Raw genomic sequence first — 23,549 nt, forward strand, 5'->3', positions numbered from 1 at the left:
TCTGAGGTGGATAGCTGAGGATTTTCTGAAGACTTGTCTTCTTTTAGCCGTTGCGCTATAGCCTCATACTCATACTTTTTGCGCTGCTCTTTGCGATGGTCGATTTCTTTTTTTATGTTTTGTTTCTTGTCGCCATCGGCTTTGGAGAGAGCTTCATTGTGTTCCTCTAGTTTTTTGTCAATATATTCCAGATGGCGCTGTACCTTCTTTTTATTATAATTATTCTTCTTGCTGTTCTGTGCTCGGAGCTTGGTGGAGTCGCCCGCTATAAGTTGCCCGCCGATAAGGTTAAAGTTTTTAGCCATTGCCACGCTGTACCTGAACACTCTCCTTATGGCCTTGTGGTTGGTCTTTCTAAAACGTGCAATGGTGTTATGGTGTATCCGGCCCACCAACCACAGCTTTTAAGTTCGCATAATTTTATTTACCGGTTTACATTCTGGTAAACTTGATCTAGACTTATTGTAATTTCTTGTAGTTCTGGGGGTAGAGGTTCCGGATGTCTTTGTGGTTGATGGACATGATTTTCTCCAAGGTATATTTGAGCCACTGATATGGGTTCACCTCGTATTTTTTGCAGATGGCAAAGAAGGAATAGATCCCTGCGGCTCTTTCTGCTGCTGAATGAGAACCTGCAAAGAGGTAATTCTTTCTGCCCAGGGCCAATGGCCTGATGGCATTCTCCACTAAATTATTATCGATCTCCAGGGTACCATCTTTCAGATAGGCGCTGAGCTGGTCCCAACGGTCCATGGAATACCGGAAGGCTTTTCCAATAGGACTCTTGGGAAGGATTAGCTGATGCTTCATCTGATCGAACATCCATTTTCCAAATTCATTGATAACGGGCAGTGCCTTTTCCAGGCGCAGGGCTTTACGCTGCTCCGGGCTTAAGCTGTGCTCTCGTGCTTCAGCTTCAACCCCGTAGAGTTTCTGGATGAAGGTCAGGGCTTTTTCAGCGCGCTCCCTATCATCATCCTTTGCTCTATCAAACTCCCTTCTGGCGTGAGCCCAGCAGTTCAGGTGGGTAACCCCTTCACGCTTGCCGATTGTGTCATAAGCCGCATATCCATCACTTTGCAGGTAACCTTTAAATCCCGACAATACATGATCGGCAGCCTCACGGCTACGACCGGGCTGATAATCAAAGAGTACGCTGCCATCTATGGGGCAATGATGGACCCAATAATAACCTTGATGCGTTTTTCCTTTTTTCGCAGGACCCATCACTTTGATGGGTGTTTCATCGCTTTGCAGGTAGCCTTTGGAGCGAATATCCTCCAGCAGGTACTGATAAAGGATATCGATGACCTTAAGGCTTTGCCTGGTCCAGCCTTCCAGAGTGGAGGATGCCATGGGGGTCTCTGCCCGTTTAAAGCGTTGGAGCTGCCGGTAAAGCGGAAGGTGGTCCTGGTACTTATCAACCAGAATCGAAGCCAGGAGTCCGGCTCCCGGGATTCCTTTTTCAATCACCCGCTCGGGAAGTTCCCCGATAATTACCCCTTCTTTATTTTTAGGAGCATACTTATAGCGGATGTAACGCTTGATATAGTATTTGGCAGGCTCGTATTCCAGCTCATCGGTCACTTCATTGCCGATACAAACCATATCGGTAATATCTTCCTCAGGATAGATCTCGATCTCCTTTACCTCAAGGTGATCCGGAAGAGCCATTCTTCCTTTGTGGTTGGAAGTCCTTTTACGACGCTGTTCACTGCGCTTTTCTTTGAACCCGGATTCTTGAGCTGCTGCCTTCTGAGGTCCCATTTCAAAGGGAAGGCTCATCTGGTTTTTATCCCCTTCGAAGCGTTCTCTCCTTTGGCCAAAGGCCAGGCGTTTGTAATACTCCACCTGGAATTTCAGCTCGGCAATCTTATGCCGTGCTCTTTCAACTTCTTGCTCCCTTTTAGAAACACTTTTTTCAGCTTTCTCCCTCTTTTTCGCTTCCTTCTTCAAAAGGGCCAAAAGTTGTTCTTTGGTAAGGTTTTCCAAAGGATTTTGCATAGGATAAATATACAATACCTGAGCTATTAAACCTAGTGTGAACCCTTGTTTTTACCGATAAGACACCATTATTTTTTTAGTGAGAATAGCGCAGTTTCTGAACACTTTTTTCAACCGTAATACCCTCCATCATCAGTACCAATTGCGGCCAGGTAAAACTGGCCTGGCCTTCTTTAATTGCAGGTGGAGTGAAGCTTCCCCACTCCAGGCGTTTGTAGTATAAAACAAATCCGCCCCGCTCCCAGTGAAGCAGCTTGAGATGGGTTCGGTTCCGGTTGAGAAAAACGAATACATCACCGCTGATGGGCTCCCGGTTTAGCTCATTTTTTACCAGTCCGCTCAGACCATTAAATGATTTTCGCATATCACAGGCCTTGCGATAGAAATGATAGGTGTTAGAGGAGTTAAGGCTAAACATGCCGCAATCGCACCAGGTCAGCTATAAGTTCTGGATCTGGACCGTTCATTCTAAGCTGAACGCCATTGGGGAAAATAAGTTCGACTTCTATGGCCACAGAAGACCTCCTGATGGTTTTATATATTATGAAGAAGGAAACTATTGGTTATGCCCACAAGGTAAAAAAGTAACTTTTAGAAAACAGAAACTAGAAAAAGGAACGCTAAAAGATAATTACTTTACTAAGCGTAGCGATTGTAAGGGATGCCCGATAAAACAGCAATGTATAGGCAGGAGTCATGAAAAGCGGATCAATATTACCGCTTACCGCAAAGAATATGAACGCAATATAGCTCGGGTAAACAGTCCACAGGGTCGTTATATGAAAGCCAAACGGCAAAGCACGGTAGAACCGGTGTTTGGTACATTAACCCAATTTATGGGTCTTAGAAAAATAAATACCATAGGTATTAAACAAGCTAACAAATGCATGCAGCTCGCTGCCATTGCCTACAACCTTAAAAAGTATCTGAAATTCATCCAAAAACATGCTAAAAGTGGAGTGGGAAGCTTAAAATGTCTCGTCTTCTTTTTTAAAAGCCCTTCAAAAACATATTTTATGCTATTTTAAGCTCCCTAATTTTAACGTACAACTTAATTAGATCGTAAAATAAAAGCCCTTAAAAGGGCTTAATTCTATCTTGTTTTTATAAAATTAATGGCTTGTGCAACGGTTACCATTGTTGTGTGCAGTTTTTTTTATTTCAGTCGTTTTTTAATATCCATTCTCTGATGTAAAATTCTAACGATTTCTACAATTTCATTTTCAACTTTTCTGTAGAAAATCAGGTGTGATTTAATTTTCGTTACGCGATAATTTTTTCGGGTTTGTTCAGCAGATTTTCCAATCAGATAGTTATCTGCAATAAAATCAATTTCTGCCATTATTAAATTGTAGTATCTGTCTGCTTGTTCTTTAGACCATTTGTTAAGCGTATAAATCCAAATTTTATCTAAATCCTCAATCGCTTGTTGACTTATGCGATATTTGTTTTTACTCATAAGTGTTTACGATGTAATTCTTTCAAATGTTGTTTTGGGTCAAAATTTTCAACAAATCCGCTATTTTCTCCAACTTCGAGAGCTTTAATAAGTTCTCTTTCTTTATTTTCTTCACGTTCTAACAAACGTAATGCTGAACGAATAACTTCGCTAACCGAACCATATCTACCAGAGTTTACTTCTTCTCTGATAAAATCCTCAAAATGATTTCCGAGTGATATTGATGTGTTTTTTCCCATTTTGACTATAATTTTACTCAAATATACCAAATTTTGGTAACGTAGCCAAATTGCACACAACGGGCTTGTATATGAAAAGTAGCGGATTTTTTGCACGAACTTTTCGGTTTAGCACTAACGATAAATTTACATAAATCACTTAAATTTAAGCACTAAAATCGCTATTTTTTATATACTTTGTTGAACTAAACCTAAAGGTAGCTTTCCAGTGGAGTAATTTCACTTTTGGCTACCTTTAAGTATTGTTAAATATCTTAAGGTTAAAATTATGAAAAAAAAGTCTTACCCTAATTGAAAAAGCGTTTAAATCTGTACCAGAGTTTAAAGAATTGCACCGAAAATTACAGCGCTCGGTCGAACTTTCAGGGAAAAGCCAAAGCACCCTTACCAATTATGCGCGTTGTTTAGCCCACATTACCTTGCATTTTAAGTGTAGTCCACTGGATTTGGATGAAGAACAGATTTTAGATTACCTGCATGTTTTAAAATCTAAAAACAAAACCCCTTCAGGAAGTTTCTTTAAACATACGGTTTATGGTCTAAGATACCTGTATCGTATCTATGAGCTAAAGGAGATGCGCGTGATGCTCCCATCGATCAAGCGTCCCAACAAATTACCGGTAGTATTAAGTTATCAAGAAGTAAAGCTTCTGCTTAAAACGCCAAAGCTACTCAAACACCGTTTAGTTTTGGCCATGCTATACGGGTGTGGCCTGCGCTGCTTCGAACTTCGCAACCTTCAGCTAAAGGATTTGGATTTCGATCGAAAGATGCTTCATATCCGTCAGGGCAAAGGTAACAAGGATCGTTATGTTCCTTTATCTGATTTGCAAATTCGAGGACTTCAAACTTACATCTCAGCCGAACATCCTCGTATCTGGTGTTTTAACGGTAATCATGCTGAAGGTACACCTGTGCCGTTATCTACCCGGGGTATACAATGGATTATAAGGGAGGCCCGTAAACATAGTGGTATTAACAAACAAGTGACTACACACAGTTTTCGGCATAGTTATGCCACGCATTTACTGGAAATGGGATTGGATATTATTAGTATTAAGGAGTTGTTGGGGCATGCCGATATCCAAACCACACTGGTTTACCTTCATGTGGCACAATTAGGTAGACAAAAGCCTTTTAGCCCGTTAGATCGGCTATACAGTTAGTAGTTGTGAAACGTGCTACCTATGAAGTAGCTCAGGTGTTGGAACGCCATCGAAATCAATTATCAGACTATTGCTATACCAGTTGGCAACATCGGACTTTACATGCCATCCGAAAATGTAGAACCTTAGCTTTGGGTGGCCACATAGACCGCTGTAATAATCCAGATTGTAACACCTTACACTTAAGCTACAACAGTTGCAGAAACCGTCATTGTCCCAAGTGCCAGGGACATCAAAAAGAACACTGGATACGGGCTCGTGAAGCTGAACTGCTACCCGTACCTTATTTTCATGTGGTGTTCACACTGCCACAGGAACTTGGCCATTTATGTCTTTATATGCCTAAAGCACTTTATAACATCCTTTTTAAAGTGGCCTGGCAGGTGATTCATGGCTTTGGGTTACTCCCAAAGCTTTTAGGTGCTCACGCAGGTATGATTGCAGTACTGCATACCTGGGGCCAAAACCTATCGTTGCATCCGCATCTGCATTGTATTGTGCCTGGTGGAGGGCTAACACCTTCAGGGCGATGGAAACCTATAAAGCATAAAGGAAAATATCTGTTCCCGGTAAAAGCCATGAGTAAGGTGTTTAGGGCGCGCTTTGTGGCGCAATTACGAAAGGAACCTAACCTAGAGATCACATCAGGTTTTTATAACAGCTTATTTAAACAGCCTTGGGTAGTCTATTGTAAACGTCCCTTTTTAGGACCCGAGCAGGTGATAGAATACTTAGGGCGCTACACCCATAAAATAGCCATTGGTAACCATCGCATACTGGCTATAGAGAATGGTTCTGTGACCTTTTCGATGAAAGATTATCGGCATGGCGGCAAACGTAAAACGATGTGCTTATCAGATGCCGAGTTCATCAGGCGTTTTGCATTGCATATTTTACCCAAAGGTTTTGTTCGCATCAGGCATTACGGCATGCTTAGCTCTTACCATAAAAAGGTAAGTCTTCCAAAGTTAAAAACAACGCTTACTGCTGTCAAGCTAAAAGAAAAACCACCGTTATTACACAATATGTGTCCTAAATGCCAAAAAGGACACTTAATAACCATTACAACATTTACGGCACGAGGTCCGCCAAAACACTGGATAGAACAGTTACATAAGCCTCAATAAAACAACGTTGCAAAGCACGTAACAGGCAGCTATTGGCTAAATTTTAAATAATGGAAGAAAATAGGACTCAATAAAAACAAAATACTTGTTTTAACGATCTTGATAAGGCCAAAAAGCTATTGTTGAATCAAATACTGAATAGTAATAAATCCGAAACACCCCTTAAACTCCTCTTAAAAAATAAACCAATCCCCATAGAAGGCTAACCGACCAACTGCCGGTTCAGTCAACACGGCGTTCATGTTTGGCCGTACCGACCACACGAACGCTTAGTTATTGGCTGTAGTTTTTTTATTTCGTATTTAAAATTCAGAACATTCAATCCATAAAAAGTCAATTTTTGATTTGCTGTAATTTTCCCGTTTTCTGATGATACGGTTAAATTGTCTTTAAAAGACTTTATGAACTTAGTCCATAAATTTCCCTTTTTATCCTTTAATAAAAAGTAAAATCCGCTATCTCCAATTTTTCTTCCTGCTGACTTTAAAATTAACTCTCCGTTTTCTCCAACAATAGGCTGTAAAATTACTGTCGCACTTCCGTTTGGCAATGGAAAAATGGCTTTTATGCAAGTCTTTCCATTTGGAATTTTACAAGTCTCATAAACACCTGAATAGATTATTTGATTTGTTTGTTTAAACCTCCTTAACCAAATTGTTCTTTTTACTTTCTCAGTAGTTTTGTCGGTTAATTGAACAATTTCGCTATTCATTTCTTGAGAATTTTTATTATTTCTCAAAGGAATATTTAGTTGTTCAAGTCTCTTGCTAAAAAGGAGTTTTAATAAATAACCGAAAACTAAAAACGCAGCATTCCATCTTGTTGTTAAGTAGAGTTCATAATTACTCGTATTCTCATAAAAACCAATGACGCTTTTAGAAAGTCTATTTTTTTCAAATGAAGGCAAATTTAGTTGCTCAATCGATTTTAAAAGTCCTTTGTTTTTACTGGATTTAGAGATTGATAAATTTTCAATTTCTGCTAATTGATTAATAAATATTTTCCCAATTCCGTTTGTGTTTCCAATTGGTCCCAAAAGCCATTTGTATTCTTCGTCTTTAATTTTTTTGCCAAATAAAATAACCCATTGTTGCGTAACCCAATCCTGAAAATTTTGTTTAATCGAGGCAAGTCCCATTTTTCAATCAGATAATTTAGTATAGTTTCCTTTGCCTTTCCAATTTCCGAATTCAGACAGTGGTTTAAACCTCAAGGTAGTAAATTCAAAGTGAAAATTTTTTCGTTCCCTTTCTTTCATCGCATCAGAGTGTCTTTTTGGTTTAGGGACTTTACTATGACCGTGAACCATCTTTTCCATTTCTTGTACATTTTTCCATATTGAAAAAGTTGAAATGGTGTTTGGGAACTTAAAAGAAGCAAGTGAAAATAACGTGCTCGGATGGTCTCTTACTAATTTTTCTACTGGTCTTCCCCAATGTAAGAACCTTGGAATTGCAAGAGGTCTCATTCGAGCAATGGTTACAGCGACAACAGGTGAGTTTGAATTTTCTAAGATTACTTTTTCTTTAGGAATTTTGTAGCCTTTTATTTTTCCCCAATCTCTCATAAAACCTAATCGAACGTGCCAACCTTTTTTGATTAATTTACCAAATTTGTCATTGTTCAAGAAGTTATCTAGGTCTTTTTCACTTTCCCATTGTGCAAATATTGCTATCTCTCTTATTAAAAATCGATTAGTAGATAAAATCGGCGAACCTAAAGTCATTAAGGTCATATATTCTGAATAAATAAGACCTTCGGTTTTCTCACTTATTAATTTTGAAATTAAACCTTTAATCGCTGTCCAAGTTGGAATTTTCACAAGATGAAAAGAGGATATGCTCATTTTTTGGATTGGAAATTTCTTGATTTGTTGCGATTTTCAAATTGTGTAGAACGGTTTGGCTATGATTTCGGCGTGGAATCGTCCACAGGACTATTCCGTAGAGAAATCAGTTTAAATATATGTTTTACTTTCGGTTTTTGCACAATCGCCACGCTGAATTATAGCCGTTGTTACCTGCTGGCTTTTTTTATCAGTCATCATACTCGGCTAGTTCGACTTCTTCGTCAGTCGGCAACCATCCATTATTTATTTTATCAATTAATTCAGTCAGATGTTTTTTTACTCTCCGTTTGGTAAAATCCAAGCAAACAACTTTGTCAATTTCGATTTTTGGATCGTGAGCAAGAGTTGTCGCAAACCAGAATCCTTCGCTGAAATTATCGTGTGAGGTTGTCATTAAACTCGAATCGTAGTCAAATTCTTTTTTTGTCCGAATTTCATAATCCACAGCTCGTCCGACAAATTCCTCGTCAAAGTATTGTTCAGTCCAATGTGCCAGAGTTCCAGCACTGCATGTATAGGACACGTTTTTATCCATACATATTTTGACGGTTGGCGGAACTAATTCCTCATCTTCTTTATTTGCGATTGTAAATGCAACCCAGTCCATTTTTGGCAACGAAGATTTCCAGTCCGAATTATTTCTAATCTGGACGTAATAAATTTTTCTTCTATTAATTCTGCCTATTAGTTCCATTTTCAGCTTGCAGGTAACGGTCTTGTATAACAATCAGTTGCGGATTGATTAAAAACTAAGATAGCTAAAATTACCTACTTTTATGCTTGCGCGGTTGTGTCCGCAGGACACAAAGCCGCAATTGTTGTTATACGTTGTTACCCACTGTGCTTTATATTTCATTTAATTCTTTTCTCATCAAATTGATAATTTGCTCATTTATTGATTTAACAACTCTGCCAGAGATTTCTATATCTTTTTGCAATTCTTTCATTTTTTTCTGGTCGTTAACAGTTATTAATGCAGGTAAAGTGGTCATCATTTTGTCCGATCTTTTCATTAAATCCTCATAAGCAACTTCCAGAAGATCCAATTTTTTTATAATTTCGTCGCTTGCAATTACACGTATAGTATTTGTTTCTTGTCTTAATCTCATCAATTCTTCGTAAGAGTCAAAACTAATTTGCTGCATCTTTTTGGACATAACAGTAACTGCATTATTCTGTTCTCTGTTATTTCCTCGTTCAACAGCATCAAGATAATCTTTATAAAATTTATCTAAAATCGGAATTAATTGGTCTTTCATTTTTTTATTGGCTTCGGTAGTAAATGAGTCAATAATTTTATAAAAGTTTAAATATTGTTCTTTTTTGCTTTCGTATTGATATTTTCTTTTTGATATGTCAAGTTGATGCTCTTTTTTTATTGATTCTGTTTCTTCTATCAGTTCTTTGTTTCGTCGTTTTAGTGCTGATATTTTACCACTTTCTACAATGAAACTTCTAATGTAAAGAACCAATAATATAAAAGAACCAAGTAGTATGTAAGAAATATATGGTTCTAAAAATTCGAATGTGAAATTCATATTTTTGTTTGCATTGTGGGTAACGTTGAGTGTATGGTGTCGTATGGGATTGCGGGCTTCAAACCTATCAAGTTACCACCCAAAATTGATGAGGATGATACCGCTCGAAAACCTCTGAAATCCTTATGCATTATATACATTGTTGGCGTGTCGTTATTTTAGAAATCTTTTCCATATTTCTTTTTCTTTATCACTCGAAATTTCAATTGTATCTGTTCCGTGTCTTTCGTAATATTTGCTTTCGAAACGTGCAGGCTCGTCTAAGGCTTCTATTTTTATGATTACAAGCGACTTATCATAGTAATTAAAAAAATCAAAGTTTCTTAGCATTTGGTCTTTATATGTTGATGGAGTGATATCTGCATTTTTTATTTCGTTTTCTAACTGGCGTCTATAATTTTCAGATGATGAATGCTTTTTAATTTCACCGTTTACTCCTGTTACAAAAAAGTCTTTATGCTGGATAGCTTTTAATTTATAAAATGATTCAAACCTGTCTTTATCTTCCTTTGTGTCTGCGACCCCAATAACCACATATCCAATACTACCTTTACCTAAATTTGCAATTGCAGTTAAAGTCCTGATTATTTTTGAAAAACATTTTTTGTCAAATTTGTTGTCTCTATCTAACCTATGAACACCAATTTTAAAATCATAATTTGTATTCTCTGTAGAAGATGCACTTAGTAAGTTTTCAAGTTTTACAACACCATTACTTAATACTGGGTCATTTTCAGAGCGTTTGACAAAAAAGTCTGCACATATTCCTTTAATTGCCTCTATTGCTTCTTCTCTTTGTTTTGAGAGATTAAGACTTTCAGCATTTGACGTCAAATACCTATCACCAATACCTTTAAAAGCCTTTGCTAGCCTAACATGGTCTTTGATTATTTTTTGTTCTTTAACTAATAAGTCATAGAATGCAAGAAATACAACTTGGAAAGCTCTATTTACATATTTTGGGTCGTCAGAAAATAAAATTTTATGAAATGAGCTTTGCGTAGATTCAAATGTCTTTCTAAACTCAGCAAATACAGCTTCAAACATCTGGATAATATAATCATGCCCAAGTTTTTTAATTTTATCATCCATCACTTTATTCTTGATAATATCTGATTCATAAAACTTGTCAAGATTCTTTGCCGTTGCTGCTGGTCTTGGATATAATAGTATTGCACTTAGTAAATGCGCAACCATTTCTTCATCTCTTGATTGCCGTATATTTTCATTTGAGACAATATTATGTTTTCTCCAAAAGATACCGCCCATATTAATACCATATTGTAGTGATTTGTTATTAATTGATATAGATTTCATATTGTTCAAATATAATTTGTCTGAAGCGGAAACGTCCCCCCTAATACTTTCAGAGATTTTACGAACTAAAAAACCAAATGGATTATCAGTTCCTGCTTGCCTAAGTTCTTGGCTAGATAAATGTCTTCCGTTTGAGTTAATTCTTTTAAAAACATCATCAATTATATCTTCTTCCTCTATTGATGAAACGGAAAGTGGTATAGGATAACTGACTATGTTTTTACAAAATTCACGGTCGAGTTTTGGAGAGTACTGTTTTAATACACCCGTGTCCTTAAGGTATTTTGTACTTGATATAGTATCCAAATCAAAATATTTACCGTTAAGCGTAAATTCTCCTTCTATAAAAGTTACGATAGCATCTAATCTTTGCATACCATCAATTATTTCAAAGCATGTTGATTGTTTGTATTTTACTTCAGCTACAAGTATCAACGGTACTGGCAAATTCAATGACAAAGAATCGATAAATTTTTCTTTTTCCTCTACAGTCCAAACTAATTTTCTTTGATATCTACGATTTACTAACAGTTTTTTCGCTTGGTATAAATCAAAAATAGTCTCAACTGTTTCAGGTCGTATTGTTAATTTTTTTGAAACTTCCATTTTATATTTTCTTTATGCTTGTAATGTCTTTTTTAATGCACGCCAACGGTGAATGTAAAATGCGTTTTAATGCTTTTTACATAGTGTTAGGCTTTGTTTTATATTCGTTTATTATTGAATCATCCCATACCTGGGCTTCTATGTATTTATCATACTTGAATCTTTCCTCAGCTTGACATTTTTCCTCCGATGGTATTCCATACTCATCTATAAGATCATTTATTTCATTTAGTATAAAGATTTGTCCGTTACAAGCTTTTCTATAAGTGGCAAGTTTTGGTTCGCCATGAAACTGAAAAGAGACCATACTATCCGGATACGTAAAACTTATGTGCTCAGCTTTAAAAGCAGACAGAGGAATTTTAACTACACCAGGATTCACATACCAAGATTTTGCCCATTCGCATTCTCCCAACATAAAGTAAAATGGGTCGTCTCTATTAGGCTTTCCTCCTTTGGAAATAAACTGTTCTTTTAACCTTTTTTCTAGGCCAAATCTTAAGTCAATGTAATTTGGTGGTCTCTTACTATTAAACCCATTAGAAATTTTGCTTTGAATAGCCAAAGCTTTCTCAATTCCCTGTTCGGTAATATTTCGAAAAGGGCCATTTTCTAATTCATAATAGTGGTACAAGTACTCTGGTATTGCCATAAAATTTGATTGTTGTTTGTTGATAGAGATAGTAAATAAAGCCTAACGGTCTCGTATAAACGTAGTAGCGGATTTTGAAGCCGAATTTTTCGGTTTATAACTGGTGTTAAATTCGCGAATTTACTTTTAATTTAACACTTAATCCGCTATTGCGTTTATACATTGTTAGCTGTTGTTATTTTTTTATCAAGAAATCCCTCCATGTTATTTTTCCGGTTTTGTGATTCGGACAAAGGTTGATTCCGGTGGTGAAAAGTTTTTGGAAATCATTATGCGGTGGAATCAGGGATATTTTCTTTTCGGGTCTTATAACTTCTTGATAGTTCTTTGTAATGTCCGAAATTTTCAATATCTCAGGTCCACCAATCTGTATGGTCGAGTTTGTGGCTTTAATTTTCAGCAATCCCAAAATTTCTCCGCAGACATCTATCAAATCGATTGATTGAAATTTAAGACCATCGGGGGCGGTTGTGAGTTCATCTTCCGATCGGGTTGTGCTTAAAATTCTGTCATAAATAAAATCATGAAATTGGGTTATCCGCAAAATTGTATAGGGAATCCCGGAATTGACAATTAGTTTTTCGGTCTTTAATTTATTTCGATAGTATGGAAAGGTCGATTTATCGACACCTACAATGGAGATGTAGATGAAGTTTTTTGTGCGGTCACCTTTTATTGACTTTAAAAGATTCTGGGTTCCTTGAATGTCAATCGACTCGGAATTTTTTGGGTCGCTGGCACAATGAATAATAATATCATATCCAAGTCTTAGCGGGCTTAGAGTTTCGACTTTTGTGAGGTCTGCATTTAGGTGTCCAACATTTTTTATGGTATCTATAATTTTGTTTCGAGTCAATATATCTATGTGAAAATCTTCATAGTCAATTTGCTTTAACAGCATCCTTCCGAGTTGGCCTGTTCCTCCTGTTAATAATATTTTTGGCTTGGTTCTCATTTTTTATAACAGCTAACGGTCTAGTATAAGAATAGTAGCGGATTTTTACGCAATATCTTTTCAGTTAAACACAGACCTTTTTTATATTTTCTAACTTTCGTTTTAGCGATTAAACCGCTATTATTTTTATACATTGTTGTAAGTAGTGCTTTTTTATTCACTTACTTAATTTCAATATTCTAAATGCTCCTTGAATTACCAAAACAAAAACGATTGTTCCGATAATCAAATCAGGTTTGCTCGAACTCAACCAATTTACCAAAATTCCAGCAATTATTACTCCTAAATTGATAATCACGTCATTTGATGTGAAAATCATACTCGCTTTCATATGAGCCTCTTCTTTGCTTTTTGACTTTTGCAAAATGTAAAGACAAATTCCGTTTGCAATAAGTGCAAAAATCGAAACGATAATCATTGTCGAAAAATCGGGAAGTTTCTCGTTTCCAAAAAATCTTCTTAAAACTTCCACAAATCCAATAATCGCAAGTGTTATTTGAAAATATCCAGCAAGTTTTGCAATCCGCTTTTTCTTAATCAACGTTCCGCCAACCGCAAACAAGCTAATTCCGTATACGAAACTGTCGGCAAGCATATCCAAACTATCGGCAACAAGACCCATTGATTTTGAGATTATTCCTGTTGTCATTTCGATAATAAAAAAGGCAAAATTGATTGCAAGTACAGACCAAAGTAGCTTTTTTTGGTTTGCATTTTCATTAAATTCTGTTTGGTCGGTCTGTTCGGTCGAGATTTTCTTTCCGCCTAAATTTAGTTCAATAACGGACTTTTCGATTTGGTCTGATTCTCCGCTGTGAAAAACAGTCAGTTTTCGGTTCGGAATATCAAAGTCCAAATTCGCAATACTTGAAATTCCGTCCAATTTCATTCGGATTAGATTTTCCTCTGAAGGACAGTCCATTTTGGTAATTTCGAATATTGTTTTTTTCATTCGGTTTCTGGGTTTTTCGGCATTACTTACAACAATTGTATATAGTTACCAAGGTAACTATATTTCTATTATGGGAACTAAGATAATAAATCTTTTACGTTCATAAAGGTATTGGTAGCCACATGTGTATATATCTCTGTGGTCTTAGATGAATTATGACCCAATAATATTTGAATATGTCGTAAGCTTGTTCCATTTTCCAATAAATGGGTTGCAAAGCTGTGGCGTAACATATGGGGGCTAACCCTTTCTTTTATTCCAGCCCTTTTGCCTGCTTTATAAACAATTTTTAACACACTTGAGGGACTGTATCTTTTACCAGGTTCAGGCCCTTCAAATAAATATTTCTTTGGTAAATAGGCTTTGTAATATACCCTGAGATCATCTAAAACACTCTTACTAAGTATGGTCATCCTGTCTTTATTGTTTTTAGACTGTCTAATTTTGATCGACATTCTTTTACTGTCGATGTCGGACAGTTTTAAGTTTAATAATTCACTTCTCCTAAGCCCTGACGCATACAATAGTCCCAGTATACAGCGATGCTTTATATTCTTTGTGTTGTTTATTATTGCCATTGCGTCCTGTTTTGACAATACCTTAGGTAATTTATGCTCTTTTCTAGGCCTTTCTATGGCATAAAACCTATTAGGCATACCAAGGACCACTTCATAGTAGAACTTTATGGCATTAATGGCCTGATTAATATACGAATTAGAGCGTTTTTCCTGAACCAGTTTTTGCAGGTAACCCCTAACATCATTTTCATTCAAAGCAACTAAATCTTCATTCTTATAATAATTAATAAAAGCCTCAAAAGATTTCACGTAATTTTTAACAGTACTATTTGCATATTTTTTAAGTTCTAACTTTTTGAGATAATCCTCGGGACATGGTCTGAACCCTTCCCGGTATGTACGCTTTCTAAAACAATTTACATCCACGCTTTCTGAGGTGTCCTTTAAGGGGCTGTCCCGAAAGAAATAATTCCCATTAACCCATACAATCCCTTTAAACCTTTCGAAAATTAAATTTAGGGTCGGTTTGTTGTTGGGGATATAGTATAGATTGTACTGATTGCTCCATTCCAACCCGGGCAATCCATCGACCAGAGCCTGTATGATTCTATCAGCTTGATATTGAAGCCCTATATACTTTTTATTGTCAATCATCAAATGTTTTAATGTAATTGATCGCTCCATAACTATTTTTCAGGTTTTCAAAACAAGATTAACCAATTAAAATACCATAACTTTATATATAAACGTTTATATTCGTATGTAAACGTTTAATAATATGTATTATGCCCGTTAAATATTGCTTATCTTGTAAAAAAGAGTTGAAAGGGCGTTCTGATAAAAAATTTTGCGATGCACAATGCAGGAGTATGTACCATAATACGAACAGACCTTTTCATGAACTTTCCATTCAAAAGATAAACAGCGATTTAAGAAGGAACAGAAGTTTGTTGGCCCATTTTTGCCCTAGTGGGAAAAGTACCGTAGAAAAGAAAGTCCTGGCAAAATTGGGATACAAGTTCGAGCTGTTCACACATATTTTCCCTTTTAATACAGGAACCTATTATTTTTGTTATGAATATGGTTATCTTCCCATACTCGAAAATCATATAGAGAAAATGTTAATAGTCCATAAGCAAAAGTATATGGACAATTTAAGTTTTTATCCTTGGGACTTTAAAATTATAAAACATAGTTCGAGGTAATCCATCCTGGCCAATATTGGCTTTCACTTGATACCTGCCTAGTAAATTGAAGGGTGAAAAATGGCTGGTAGAACAATTGGGAGCAGCTGTCACAGTATTTTAAATAACCCTGCCGATCCGCTCATTTACACCACCAAGACTGTGGAGGGTTTCCACCGGCAGGTGCGCAAGGTACCTTTACCAATGACAGGTCCTGTTTAAACTGCTGTACCTGGCCATCAGGAACATCCAAGGGAAATGGACAATCCAATAATTACACATTAGGTTCGGCAATCATCCCTTCGGGGATACTCTGAAGGATAAATCATAGGAGAGGGTTTAAATTACGCTCTCCCGACAAAATAGTTTTCGGAAGTTGGTGGAATTTTAGGCAGCCCTTTTAATATCTTCCCTTTGGTTTTATTCCTCTTTCTTTTTGTTTTGCTTCTTCATGGCTTCCCCTATTTGGTTACTTGCCGTAAAAGAGGCTACCATATTGTTCAACATATCGCTTCCTGCCTGTGGCGAATTGGGTAGCAATATTAAATTGCTGTTGGTTTCTTCGCCTATGGCCTGCAACGTATCGTAATGCTGTGTGACAACAATCAAGGCCGATGCTTCTTGCGAGTTGATTCCCACTTTGTTCAATACTTCGACCGATTCTTCCAAACCTCGTGCAATTTCACGTCGCTGGTCGGCAATACCCTGCCCTTGCAAGCGCTTGCTCTCGGCTTCGGCTTTTGCCTTTTCAACAATTAATATACGGGCCGCATCCCCTTCAAACTGAGCGGCTATTTTCTCGCGTTCTGAAGCATTAATACGGTTCATGGCCGCTTTGACCTGCTGATCCGGGTCAATATCCGTCACAAGTGTTTTAATAATATCGAAACCGTATTCCAACATGGCTTCCTGCAACTCTGCTTTTACGGCTATGGCAATATCATCCTTTTTAACAAAAACATCGTCCAGCTTCATTTTAGGGACTTCGGCACGTACCACATCAAATACATAAGAGGTAATTTGATCGTGCGGATATTCAAGCATGTAAAAAGCCTCGTAAACCTTGCTCTTGATAACCACATACTGAACCGATACTTTTAATTTTACAAAAACGTCGTCCAGGGTTTTTGTTTCTATGATGACATCCAACTGCTGGATCTTCAAGCTCAAACGCCCCGCTATCCTGTCTACAATGGGGATTTTAAGCTGCAAGCCCGAATTACGGATACTTTGAAATCGGCCAAAGCGCTCAATAGCGACTGCCGTTTGTTGTTTTACGATGAAGAAGGCACTAAACAGGATAATAATCCCGATAAAAGCCAATGGAATAAGAAAATACATAATTGCTATAGGTTTAAAAATATTGATTGTTGTAAAATACAAATAATGGAGCTATTTAATCCCGATAATGGAAAAAATAATTTATAAAACAAGCCCGAAAGGTCTCATGCAATATCTTGGGCCTATAGCGCATCCGTTATCCTAAAACTTCGATAGCCTTGTTTATCCTATATGTAGTTTCTTCTTTTCCAATTAAAGCAATAATATCAAAAACGTGAGGGCCTTTCATGGCGCCTACCAATGCCAAACGTAAAGGGGGCATTATTTTCCCGAAACCAAGTTCTCTGTTGCTTATCCATTGCTTTACAATAGTTTCAATGTTTTCAGAAGCAAAATTGTCTATCCCGGCAATCACAACGGCAACCTCATTCATATACTCATTGGTATCTTCTTTCCATTGCTTTTTGGCGGCCTTTTCATCATAAGCTGATGGTGCTACAAAGAAGAAATCCGCCTGCGTCCAAAAATCGGCTACAAAATCGGCACGTTCTTTAATTAATGCGACCACATTTGTTATGTAATCTTTATTGACCAAAGAGGGAGCTATTTCGCCTGATACCACTTTATGACTAGCAATAAAATCCATAAAAAGCCCCGCTAACTCTTTGTTGCTTTTTTGTTGCAAATACTGATGATTATACCATTTGGTTTTGTCTGGGTCGAAACGTGCGCCCGCTTTGTGTACTTTTTCCAATTGAAATGCTTCAATTAAACCATTCAAACTGAAAATTTCCTGTTCGGTCCCGGGGTTCCACCCTAAAAACGCCAAAAAGTTTATCACGGCATCGTTAAAATAACCATCTTCTTTATAGCCACGGGAAATAGTCCCTGTATTTGGATCCCTCCATTCCAACGGAAATACGGGAAAGCCCATTTTATCGCCATCGCGCTTGCTCAATTTACCTTTTCCGGTAGGTTTCAATATCAACGGTAAATGTGCAAATTGCGGTTCCAGCCAATCAAAAGCCCTATACAGTAATACATGCAGGGCCAAAGACGGCAACCATTCTTCCCCACGGATTACATGGGTAATTTCCATTAAGTGGTCGTCTACAATATTTGCCAAATGATAGGTTGGCATGCCATCGCTTTTAAACAATACCTTATCGTCCAGAATATTGGTATCTATCTCCATATCCCCCCGGATAATATCTTTTAAATGAAGCTTTTCGTCTTGAGGTGATTTAAACCGGATAACATACTCTTGGCCTGCACCTATTTTTTGCTGAACTTCATCTTGCGTAAGTGCCAACGAATTTTTCAATTTCTGGCGGTTGTGCCAATTGTAAATAAAGGTTTTTCCTTTTGCTTCGTGGTCTTTTCTATGTGCATCGAGCTCGTCGGCGGTATCAAAGGCGTAATATGCCCATCCTTTTTCCAATAGCAAATCGGCATATTGCTTATACAAATGCCTGCGCTCGCTTTGGCGGTAAGGTCCATATTTTCGTTGTGTTTCCTCGGCAGACCCCGGGCCTTCATCATAAGGAATATTTAGCCAGTTCAAGGAATCTACAATGTATCTTTCGGCCCCCTCGACATATCGGTTTTGGTCGGTATCTTCGATCCTCAAAATAAAATCGCCTCCGTGCTTTTTGGCAAACAGGTAATTAAACAAGGCAGTTCTTACGCCACCAATATGTAAAGGTCCCGTGGGACTGGGTGCAAAACGCACACGAACTTTTGTACTCATTGCTCGGTTTTTTGGCAAAGATAATGGTTTTAAGCAGGCAACGAAAAAAGAAAAGCAACAGAACCCTGAACGATAAACGCCATTCTGAATAATGTAAAATATGTATTATACATTGAATATATGGAATGAAAAAGACTTATATAAAGTGAAAAATTCTACCGATATTTATGCAAGGAACCCACGAAGCGTATATCGTTTTTAAAAAAACATTTTATGAAGTTAAAAAACCATGCCTTTTTATTATTCGCCTGTTTAATTGCTTGTTCCCTTACTTCTACCGTACATGCACAAAAAACACACCAAAGAACCGGAATGCTGGTTTTGGGTTCGGCAGATGTTCCCACATTGAAAAACCGCATGAACGTGGCCTTAAAACTATACAATACCCCAGAAAAGTTTGATTACATTATTGTTTCCGGCGGATGCAATGCACACCATTCGGGGTTTTGCGAAGCCACAGAAATGGCCGAAATTTTAAAAGAGAACCATGTTCCCGAAGCCATTATCCACAAAGAAGAAAAATCGCAAAGTACAATTGGAAACTATTGTTACAGCCGTTCCCTAAAAGATGAAAACGGAAAGAAGGTTATGCAAGAAGGCGATGTTGTTTTTGTGGTTTCCAACCATTGGCATGCATTTTCGGTTGCCGGTTGCCTTCAGGTAAACGATAAAATGAACGCAAAATACTATATTGAAGGCAGCATAAACCCAAAAGAAACGGACAAGCTGGATTATACCGATATTTTTAAAAGATGTACAGAAGATGCAAATTTTTGTGATGCCATTATTTCATCTGAATAAATTTATACCAAACCACAAATAACCAACCAAAACAACATGAATAGAAGACATTTTATGGGCGCCATGGGAGCTTTAGGGGCTTCGTCCCTATTTCCTTATCCGGCGTTTGCCACAAATCCTGCCCCAAACTACAAACTGGGCTTGCAGTTGTATACCATTAACAACGAAATGATAAAAGACCCGGTTAACTCCCTAAAGGCCGTAAAGGAAATGGGGTATGAAGATTTTGAAATTTTTGGGTTTGATGCCGAAAAAAATACTTTTTATGGGATAAATGCCGATGAATTTAATGCCATTTTAAACGATCTTGACCTTACCGTTTCAAGTGGCCATTTTGGTTTTTCGACTTATTTGAATGCTTCGGAAGATGTGTTGATGCGTTTTGTGGACCAATGCATTGTAGGTGCGCAAAAACTAAACATGAAATACATTACCTGGCCATGGATAGCACCCGAACAACGTACCATCGACAATTTTAAGCTTATGTCCAAAAGGCTAAATGTAATTGGGGAACGCATCAATAAATCCGGGTTGGGGTTTGCCTACCACAATCATGGGTTTGAATTTGAAGACCACAATGGCGAAAACGGATTTGATCTCATCTTAAAAGAAACCGATCCCGATTTGGTAAAACTCGAAATGGACATGTATTGGGTAATGCGTTCTTCCAACTATACCCCGAAAGAGTTGGTAGAATTGCAGCCCAAACGCTTTGTACTTTGGCACATAAAAGACATGGATAAAATTACGAAGGATTATACCGAATTGGGGAACGGTTCCATAGACTATACTAAAATACTTCCCGACCCGACTGAAGCCGGTTTGGAATATTATTACCTGGAACAGGGCGGAAATTTTGCCCATTCTCCCATGCAAAGTGTAAAAGACAGCATTATATATTTTAAAAAACACGTGCAGCAATATGTATATGGTTAATAAAAAGGTCAAAAAGGGATGAAATGATCACGTTCCTTTTTTGACCTTATGTACAAAATCCAAGAAATGCCTATAGGGCTATGCGTTTGTCTTTTGTGGCAAAAACAGCATCCAGATGTGCTTTGTATTTTACCTTTTCACCTTCTACATTATTGTTTTTAACCACATCGTAAAAATGAATGCCCGGCAAAGGTTCCATGTCCAAAAAGGCATTCATTCTGTGAAAACCAAATAAAACACCTTTATCCACAGAAGTTTCATTAAAAAATTCCCCCGGAAGGGTAAATGCTTCATTGGGAGCGTTCCAACTGGTATTTACCATATATGTTCGCCCCTTTAACAATCCCCCGGTTCCATAATTAATGGCTGGGTTATTAGAAGACCTTCCATCGTTGTTGTAAACCTGTCCGTTTTTAAAAACATAATCAAAATATTCCTTGAGTTTGTGCGGTACCTGGAACCACCATATGGGCAAATGATAGACAATGATGTCCGCCCAGATAAATTTTTTGGTTTCTGCTGCTGCATTATAGGCCTGGTTAATATCGGTCACTTTTACCTCATACCCTTTTTCCTCAGCAAAATAAGTAGCTGCCAGCTCTACCATGGTTTTATTAAACTCCCCTTTTGAATTTCCAAAAGTTTGTCCGCCGTTAATTATAAATACCTTTTTCATACGCTCAAAATTTTCCTTTTTATAGTATTCTTTTTAAAATGTTGGAACAAAATTAAATCCCTTTTATCTATTATAAAAATAATATAATTTATACATTTGTATTATAATAATTATAGTTATGGTGAATTTTGAATGGTACAGAACCTTTAAAGCTGTTTATGAAACCGGAACGTTAACCGGTGCCGCGCAGGTATTGTATGCTTCACAACCTGGTGTTAGCCTCCATATAAATTCGTTGGAATCGTACACCGGATATCAATTGTTTGAAAGGACTTCCCGAAAAATGATTCCTACCGAGCGCGGAAAAGTATTGTACAATTACATAAAAGATGCGGTTCTAAAACTGGAAGATGCCGAGCAATGTTTTAGGAAAAACTCCAATAGCGATACGCCCACCATAAGCATTGGCATGTGCATGGAAACGTTTCAATATTCCATCGAGCCTTATATTTCTACTTTACCTTTTGATGCGATTATTAAATTTGTGGAATACAAAGAGGCCGTCATAGAATTGGAAAAAGGCGTATTGGACCTTGTTGTCAGTGCCAAAAAAGGCTTGGAAAAACATTTTGAATACAAGGCTTTTTCTAAAGAACGCATTGTACTGATTGCAGGCTCCAAGACACCAACCGGTACTTTTACCAATGCATTGGCCGCCAATAGCCTGTCTGGTATACAAAAGTGGCTTAAGCAACAGGTTTGGTACGGAACAACGGGCGACATGGAACATTTGCGCTCTTTTTGGAATGCAAATTTTAAAAAGCACCCCGATTTTAAGTGCAATTATATCGTGCCCAATAAAAGTTCCATCATACGCTGTTTGCGCAATACCAACGGTATAGCTGTTTTACCCGACTTTTTGTGCGAAGAAGCGCTAAAAGACCAATCGGTAAAATTGTTGTGGGAAGGTTTCGAGCCCATTGAACAAACCTTGTACCTGGCCAAGCGAAAAGGAAATATGTACCAAAAGCAATTGGAATATCTAGAAAACCTATTTATTGAAAAAATGCCGGTTTTGGCGGGGGTTTAAGTTTTTATATACAATCCCTATAATCCATAAGGCCCGCATTTTTGTTGCCACCTTATGTTTTGGTCGGTATGCCACCCACATATCGCACCCCCTTTCCCTTAACATGCTTTTTATTTTTTGTTTTTTTATGGGGCATCTAAAAGCCCGTTTAAAAACGAAAAACCTAAAATTGACACTACAAAAAATTTCCCGATTCCTTTTACTCAATGAAAAGCCCCTACAATTTTAAATCTACCCTAACCCCATTTTTCCAGTAACAAGGGGTATAGTTTACGGGAGTAGTCCCAATAGCTCCACAAATATATACATCATCACCCTTTATATAAATTCCATAGGCCTGTGCATTGTCCTCCAGTTCGTGAAGTTCCCCGTTTTTCCAGTAACAGGCTGTATGCCCCGTGCTATTGGAGTTGTGTTTATTAATTAATCCTACCGCATAAAGGTCGGTTCCTGATTTGGTGAGTTGCCATACCTCGCCATAACGCCCATCCAATATCACAGGTTCCGAATTTTTCCAATACATGGGCACGCCACAAAGCCCCCCGACATAAGCTTCATCAGTATCATGGACATAGATGGTGCTTACCCCTTGAAATACAGAGGCCTGTTCCGGCAGCGGTAACGTTTCCAGAAAATTATGCCCGTCCCATACAAATGGGGTTTCAGGCCGCAACGTATTCCCTCCTTCCGAAGGTATTATTTTGCCAAAATACCCGGCGAAATAAGGTTTGTCATTATGGTAGTCAACCGACGAGACCGTTCCTGTACTGTCGTTGTCCATGAATGTCAGGACATTGTTTTTGTAATAGCATACCCTGCCGTTTTCGGCAAGGCTGCCCTGGTCAAATTGATAGTTTTGTAATTGTCCGTGTATGTCCTTGTAAACATATACCTTTCTATAGTGATCATTTATGGACTTAAGATAGAGGGTGTTGGTCGGGATATAATCACTAAATTCGGTTTCATTACTGCTTTCCGTATTTATCCAGAATTTCGAATGGACCGTTCCGTTCTCGGAGGCATATCCGCTTATAAGCACGTGATGGTCCGATACGGAAACAGCATTTCCGACGGCTATGTGTTCTTTGTTTGGTCCTGAATTCTCATCGTCGTTTTGACATGCACTTAAAAATAATAGCATAAAAACTAGGGCCGGAAAGTGCATTTTTAGTTTAAGGAGTGATAAATGGCGTGTATTCATTTTGGCAGTGGCTTTCATATCAAGAGGTATGTTTCTGATAAGATGGCGTTTATGGCAAAAGGTTGCTTCACCAATGAATTTTAAACCCCGGATATGGACCACTGATCGTACTATTTTGTTCGGAAGCCCATTATTTTAACTGGGCGTGCTAACTATCACGTAATTTTTTTGATCCAGCTAATATCATTTTTTACCACTTATGTTTGATAAACCTTGATCCAGGAGCCCCACGCCGAAGTTCATTGTATGCTGATTTTAGTTTTTTGTTTTTTTTAGGCTAGAATATAACATGATGCTTATGGATATAA

24 protein-coding genes and 1 pseudogene are annotated in these 23,549 nt (G+C 37.6%); 7 read left to right on the forward strand and 18 right to left on the reverse strand.

The window, feature by feature from the left end:
• The 3 genes and pseudogenes from UXI14_RS14050 to tnpB all read right to left on the reverse strand — a co-directional run.
• A pseudogene (locus UXI14_RS14050) lies at positions 1–392 on the reverse strand (IS1182 family transposase); the annotation flags it as partial.
• A gap of 67 nt (positions 393–459) precedes the next feature.
• A complete protein-coding gene (locus tag UXI14_RS14055) occupies positions 460–2,004 on the reverse strand; it encodes an IS66 family transposase (protein WP_335966685.1) in 1,545 nt (514 codons plus the stop codon).
• A 76-nt stretch (positions 2,005–2,080) separates the two neighbouring features.
• Complete coding sequence (tnpB, locus tag UXI14_RS14060) at positions 2,081–2,422, reverse strand: IS66 family insertion sequence element accessory protein TnpB (protein WP_335966686.1); 342 nt, start codon at positions 2,420–2,422, stop codon at positions 2,081–2,083.
• On the opposite strand from tnpB, the gene UXI14_RS14065 reads away from it, so the two are divergent.
• Positions 2,421–3,032, forward strand: coding sequence for a transposase (locus UXI14_RS14065; protein ID WP_335966688.1), 612 nt, complete (start codon positions 2,421–2,423; stop codon positions 3,030–3,032). The genes tnpB and UXI14_RS14065 overlap by 2 nt on opposite strands.
• Before the next feature lie 128 nt (positions 3,033–3,160).
• Here UXI14_RS14065 and UXI14_RS14070 read toward each other — a convergent pair whose 3' ends face one another.
• Both UXI14_RS14070 and UXI14_RS14075 read right to left on the reverse strand, forming a co-directional pair.
• Positions 3,161–3,463, reverse strand: a complete 303-nt coding sequence (locus tag UXI14_RS14070) for a type II toxin-antitoxin system RelE/ParE family toxin (protein WP_335966689.1) — start codon at positions 3,461–3,463, stop codon at positions 3,161–3,163.
• Positions 3,460–3,702 (reverse strand): type II toxin-antitoxin system ParD family antitoxin, encoded by a 243-nt coding sequence (locus UXI14_RS14075; RefSeq protein ID WP_335966690.1) that lies wholly within the window; start codon positions 3,700–3,702, stop codon positions 3,460–3,462. Before UXI14_RS14075 ends, UXI14_RS14070 begins: the two co-directional genes overlap by 4 nt.
• 329 nt (positions 3,703–4,031) lie before the next feature.
• Here UXI14_RS14075 and UXI14_RS14080 point away from each other — a divergent pair, with 329 nt between their 5' ends.
• Both UXI14_RS14080 and UXI14_RS14085 read left to right on the forward strand, forming a co-directional pair.
• The gene (locus UXI14_RS14080; protein WP_335966691.1) at positions 4,032–4,868 is read left to right on the forward strand and encodes a tyrosine-type recombinase/integrase; all 837 of its coding nucleotides are present in this window, start codon (positions 4,032–4,034) and stop codon (positions 4,866–4,868) included.
• Positions 4,859–5,995, forward strand: coding sequence for an IS91 family transposase (locus UXI14_RS14085; protein WP_335966736.1), 1,137 nt, complete (start codon positions 4,859–4,861; stop codon positions 5,993–5,995). The genes UXI14_RS14080 and UXI14_RS14085 overlap by 10 nt, the downstream gene beginning before the upstream one ends.
• Positions 5,996–6,233: 238 nt before the next feature.
• Here the strand turns inward: UXI14_RS14085 and UXI14_RS14090 are convergent, their stop codons facing one another.
• From UXI14_RS14090 to xerA, 9 genes are all read right to left on the reverse strand, one after another.
• Positions 6,234–7,133 carry a hypothetical protein gene (locus UXI14_RS14090; protein ID WP_335966692.1) on the reverse strand — a complete coding sequence of 300 codons (900 nt, stop codon included), beginning with the start codon at positions 7,131–7,133 and terminating at the stop codon, positions 6,234–6,236.
• Between the two features lie 3 nt (positions 7,134–7,136).
• Positions 7,137–7,841: a hypothetical protein gene (locus UXI14_RS14095; RefSeq protein WP_335966693.1), complete on the reverse strand. Its 705-nt coding sequence runs from the start codon at positions 7,839–7,841 to the stop codon at positions 7,137–7,139.
• A gap of 190 nt (positions 7,842–8,031) precedes the next feature.
• Entirely contained in the window at positions 8,032–8,538 is a 507-nt protein-coding gene (locus UXI14_RS14100) for a hypothetical protein (RefSeq protein ID WP_335966694.1), read from the reverse strand.
• A gap of 151 nt (positions 8,539–8,689) precedes the next feature.
• Positions 8,690–9,382: a hypothetical protein gene (locus UXI14_RS14105; protein ID WP_335966695.1), complete on the reverse strand. Its 693-nt coding sequence runs from the start codon at positions 9,380–9,382 to the stop codon at positions 8,690–8,692.
• Positions 9,383–9,535: 153 nt separating this feature from the next.
• Positions 9,536–11,305 carry a DUF262 domain-containing protein gene (locus UXI14_RS14110; protein ID WP_335966696.1) on the reverse strand — a complete coding sequence of 590 codons (1,770 nt, stop codon included), beginning with the start codon at positions 11,303–11,305 and terminating at the stop codon, positions 9,536–9,538.
• Between the two features lie 76 nt (positions 11,306–11,381).
• A complete protein-coding gene (locus tag UXI14_RS14115) occupies positions 11,382–11,957 on the reverse strand; it encodes a hypothetical protein (protein WP_335966697.1) in 576 nt (191 codons plus the stop codon).
• 175 nt (positions 11,958–12,132) lie between these two features.
• Entirely contained in the window at positions 12,133–12,912 is a 780-nt protein-coding gene (locus UXI14_RS14120; protein WP_335966698.1) for an NAD(P)H-binding protein, read from the reverse strand.
• 157 nt (positions 12,913–13,069) lie between these two features.
• The gene (locus UXI14_RS14125) at positions 13,070–13,864 is read right to left on the reverse strand and encodes a cation transporter (protein WP_141422662.1); all 795 of its coding nucleotides are present in this window, start codon (positions 13,862–13,864) and stop codon (positions 13,070–13,072) included.
• A gap of 77 nt (positions 13,865–13,941) precedes the next feature.
• The gene (gene xerA, locus UXI14_RS14130) at positions 13,942–15,036 is read right to left on the reverse strand and encodes a site-specific tyrosine recombinase/integron integrase (RefSeq protein ID WP_335966699.1); all 1,095 of its coding nucleotides are present in this window, start codon (positions 15,034–15,036) and stop codon (positions 13,942–13,944) included.
• A gap of 215 nt (positions 15,037–15,251) precedes the next feature.
• Between xerA and UXI14_RS14135 the strand changes: the two genes are divergently transcribed.
• Complete coding sequence (locus UXI14_RS14135) at positions 15,252–15,587, forward strand: hypothetical protein (RefSeq protein ID WP_335966700.1); 336 nt, start codon at positions 15,252–15,254, stop codon at positions 15,585–15,587.
• Between the two features lie 399 nt (positions 15,588–15,986).
• Here UXI14_RS14135 and UXI14_RS14140 read toward each other — a convergent pair whose 3' ends face one another.
• Positions 15,987–16,907 (reverse strand): SPFH domain-containing protein, encoded by a 921-nt coding sequence (locus tag UXI14_RS14140; RefSeq protein ID WP_277900204.1) that lies wholly within the window; start codon positions 16,905–16,907, stop codon positions 15,987–15,989.
• A 136-nt stretch (positions 16,908–17,043) separates the two neighbouring features.
• A complete protein-coding gene (gene gltX, locus UXI14_RS14145) occupies positions 17,044–18,597 on the reverse strand; it encodes a glutamate--tRNA ligase (protein ID WP_335966701.1) in 1,554 nt (517 codons plus the stop codon).
• Positions 18,598–18,810: 213 nt separating this feature from the next.
• Between gltX and UXI14_RS14150 the strand changes: the two genes are divergently transcribed.
• Positions 18,811–19,398 carry a YdcF family protein gene (locus UXI14_RS14150; RefSeq protein WP_335966702.1) on the forward strand — a complete coding sequence of 196 codons (588 nt, stop codon included), beginning with the start codon at positions 18,811–18,813 and terminating at the stop codon, positions 19,396–19,398.
• Positions 19,399–19,434: 36 nt separating this feature from the next.
• On the forward strand, positions 19,435–20,334 hold the full coding sequence (locus UXI14_RS14155; RefSeq protein WP_335966703.1) for a sugar phosphate isomerase/epimerase: 900 nt from the start codon (positions 19,435–19,437) through the stop codon (positions 20,332–20,334).
• A 70-nt stretch (positions 20,335–20,404) separates the two neighbouring features.
• Here the strand turns inward: UXI14_RS14155 and UXI14_RS14160 are convergent, their stop codons facing one another.
• Positions 20,405–21,010 (reverse strand): NAD(P)H-dependent oxidoreductase, encoded by a 606-nt coding sequence (locus UXI14_RS14160; RefSeq protein WP_335966705.1) that lies wholly within the window; start codon positions 21,008–21,010, stop codon positions 20,405–20,407.
• Positions 21,011–21,128: 118 nt separating this feature from the next.
• On the opposite strand from UXI14_RS14160, the gene UXI14_RS14165 reads away from it, so the two are divergent.
• On the forward strand, positions 21,129–22,040 hold the full coding sequence (locus UXI14_RS14165) for a LysR family transcriptional regulator (RefSeq protein ID WP_277900199.1): 912 nt from the start codon (positions 21,129–21,131) through the stop codon (positions 22,038–22,040).
• A gap of 217 nt (positions 22,041–22,257) precedes the next feature.
• Here UXI14_RS14165 and UXI14_RS14170 read toward each other — a convergent pair whose 3' ends face one another.
• Entirely contained in the window at positions 22,258–23,259 is a 1,002-nt protein-coding gene (locus UXI14_RS14170; protein ID WP_335966706.1) for a hypothetical protein, read from the reverse strand.
• Positions 23,260–23,549 lie beyond the last annotated feature (290 nt).

It is taken from the genome of Galbibacter sp. PAP.153 (assembly GCF_037029175.1).
Classification (GTDB): domain Bacteria; phylum Bacteroidota; class Bacteroidia; order Flavobacteriales; family Flavobacteriaceae; genus Galbibacter; species Galbibacter pacificus.

What these genes read in the sequence shown, in the direction of transcription:
- UXI14_RS14055 (WP_335966685.1), bottom strand. Translation starts at nt 2,004, where the DNA reads ATGCAAAATCCTTTGGAAAACCTTACCAAAGAACAACTTTTGGCCCTT.
- UXI14_RS14065 (WP_335966688.1), top strand. Translation starts at nt 2,421, where the DNA reads ATGCCGCAATCGCACCAGGTCAGCTATAAGTTCTGGATCTGGACCGTT.
- tnpB (WP_335966686.1), bottom strand. Translation starts at nt 2,422, where the DNA reads ATGTTTAGCCTTAACTCCTCTAACACCTATCATTTCTATCGCAAGGCC.
- UXI14_RS14070 (WP_335966689.1), bottom strand. Translation starts at nt 3,463, where the DNA reads ATGAGTAAAAACAAATATCGCATAAGTCAACAAGCGATTGAGGATTTA.
- UXI14_RS14075 (WP_335966690.1), bottom strand. Translation starts at nt 3,702, where the DNA reads ATGGGAAAAAACACATCAATATCACTCGGAAATCATTTTGAGGATTTT.
- UXI14_RS14090 (WP_335966692.1), bottom strand. Translation starts at nt 7,133, where the DNA reads ATGGGACTTGCCTCGATTAAACAAAATTTTCAGGATTGGGTTACGCAA.
- UXI14_RS14095 (WP_335966693.1), bottom strand. Translation starts at nt 7,841, where the DNA reads ATGAGCATATCCTCTTTTCATCTTGTGAAAATTCCAACTTGGACAGCG.
- UXI14_RS14100 (WP_335966694.1), bottom strand. Translation starts at nt 8,538, where the DNA reads ATGGAACTAATAGGCAGAATTAATAGAAGAAAAATTTATTACGTCCAG.
- UXI14_RS14105 (WP_335966695.1), bottom strand. Translation starts at nt 9,382, where the DNA reads ATGAATTTCACATTCGAATTTTTAGAACCATATATTTCTTACATACTA.
- UXI14_RS14110 (WP_335966696.1), bottom strand. Translation starts at nt 11,305, where the DNA reads ATGGAAGTTTCAAAAAAATTAACAATACGACCTGAAACAGTTGAGACT.
- UXI14_RS14115 (WP_335966697.1), bottom strand. Translation starts at nt 11,957, where the DNA reads ATGGCAATACCAGAGTACTTGTACCACTATTATGAATTAGAAAATGGC.
- UXI14_RS14120 (WP_335966698.1), bottom strand. Translation starts at nt 12,912, where the DNA reads ATGAGAACCAAGCCAAAAATATTATTAACAGGAGGAACAGGCCAACTC.
- UXI14_RS14125 (WP_141422662.1), bottom strand. Translation starts at nt 13,864, where the DNA reads ATGAAAAAAACAATATTCGAAATTACCAAAATGGACTGTCCTTCAGAG.
- xerA (WP_335966699.1), bottom strand. Translation starts at nt 15,036, where the DNA reads ATGATTGACAATAAAAAGTATATAGGGCTTCAATATCAAGCTGATAGA.
- UXI14_RS14135 (WP_335966700.1), top strand. Translation starts at nt 15,252, where the DNA reads ATGTACCATAATACGAACAGACCTTTTCATGAACTTTCCATTCAAAAG.
- UXI14_RS14140 (WP_277900204.1), bottom strand. Translation starts at nt 16,907, where the DNA reads ATGTATTTTCTTATTCCATTGGCTTTTATCGGGATTATTATCCTGTTT.
- gltX (WP_335966701.1), bottom strand. Translation starts at nt 18,597, where the DNA reads ATGAGTACAAAAGTTCGTGTGCGTTTTGCACCCAGTCCCACGGGACCT.
- UXI14_RS14150 (WP_335966702.1), top strand. Translation starts at nt 18,811, where the DNA reads ATGAAGTTAAAAAACCATGCCTTTTTATTATTCGCCTGTTTAATTGCT.
- UXI14_RS14155 (WP_335966703.1), top strand. Translation starts at nt 19,435, where the DNA reads ATGAATAGAAGACATTTTATGGGCGCCATGGGAGCTTTAGGGGCTTCG.
- UXI14_RS14160 (WP_335966705.1), bottom strand. Translation starts at nt 21,010, where the DNA reads ATGAAAAAGGTATTTATAATTAACGGCGGACAAACTTTTGGAAATTCA.
- UXI14_RS14165 (WP_277900199.1), top strand. Translation starts at nt 21,129, where the DNA reads ATGGTGAATTTTGAATGGTACAGAACCTTTAAAGCTGTTTATGAAACC.
- UXI14_RS14170 (WP_335966706.1), bottom strand. Translation starts at nt 23,259, where the DNA reads ATGAAAGCCACTGCCAAAATGAATACACGCCATTTATCACTCCTTAAA.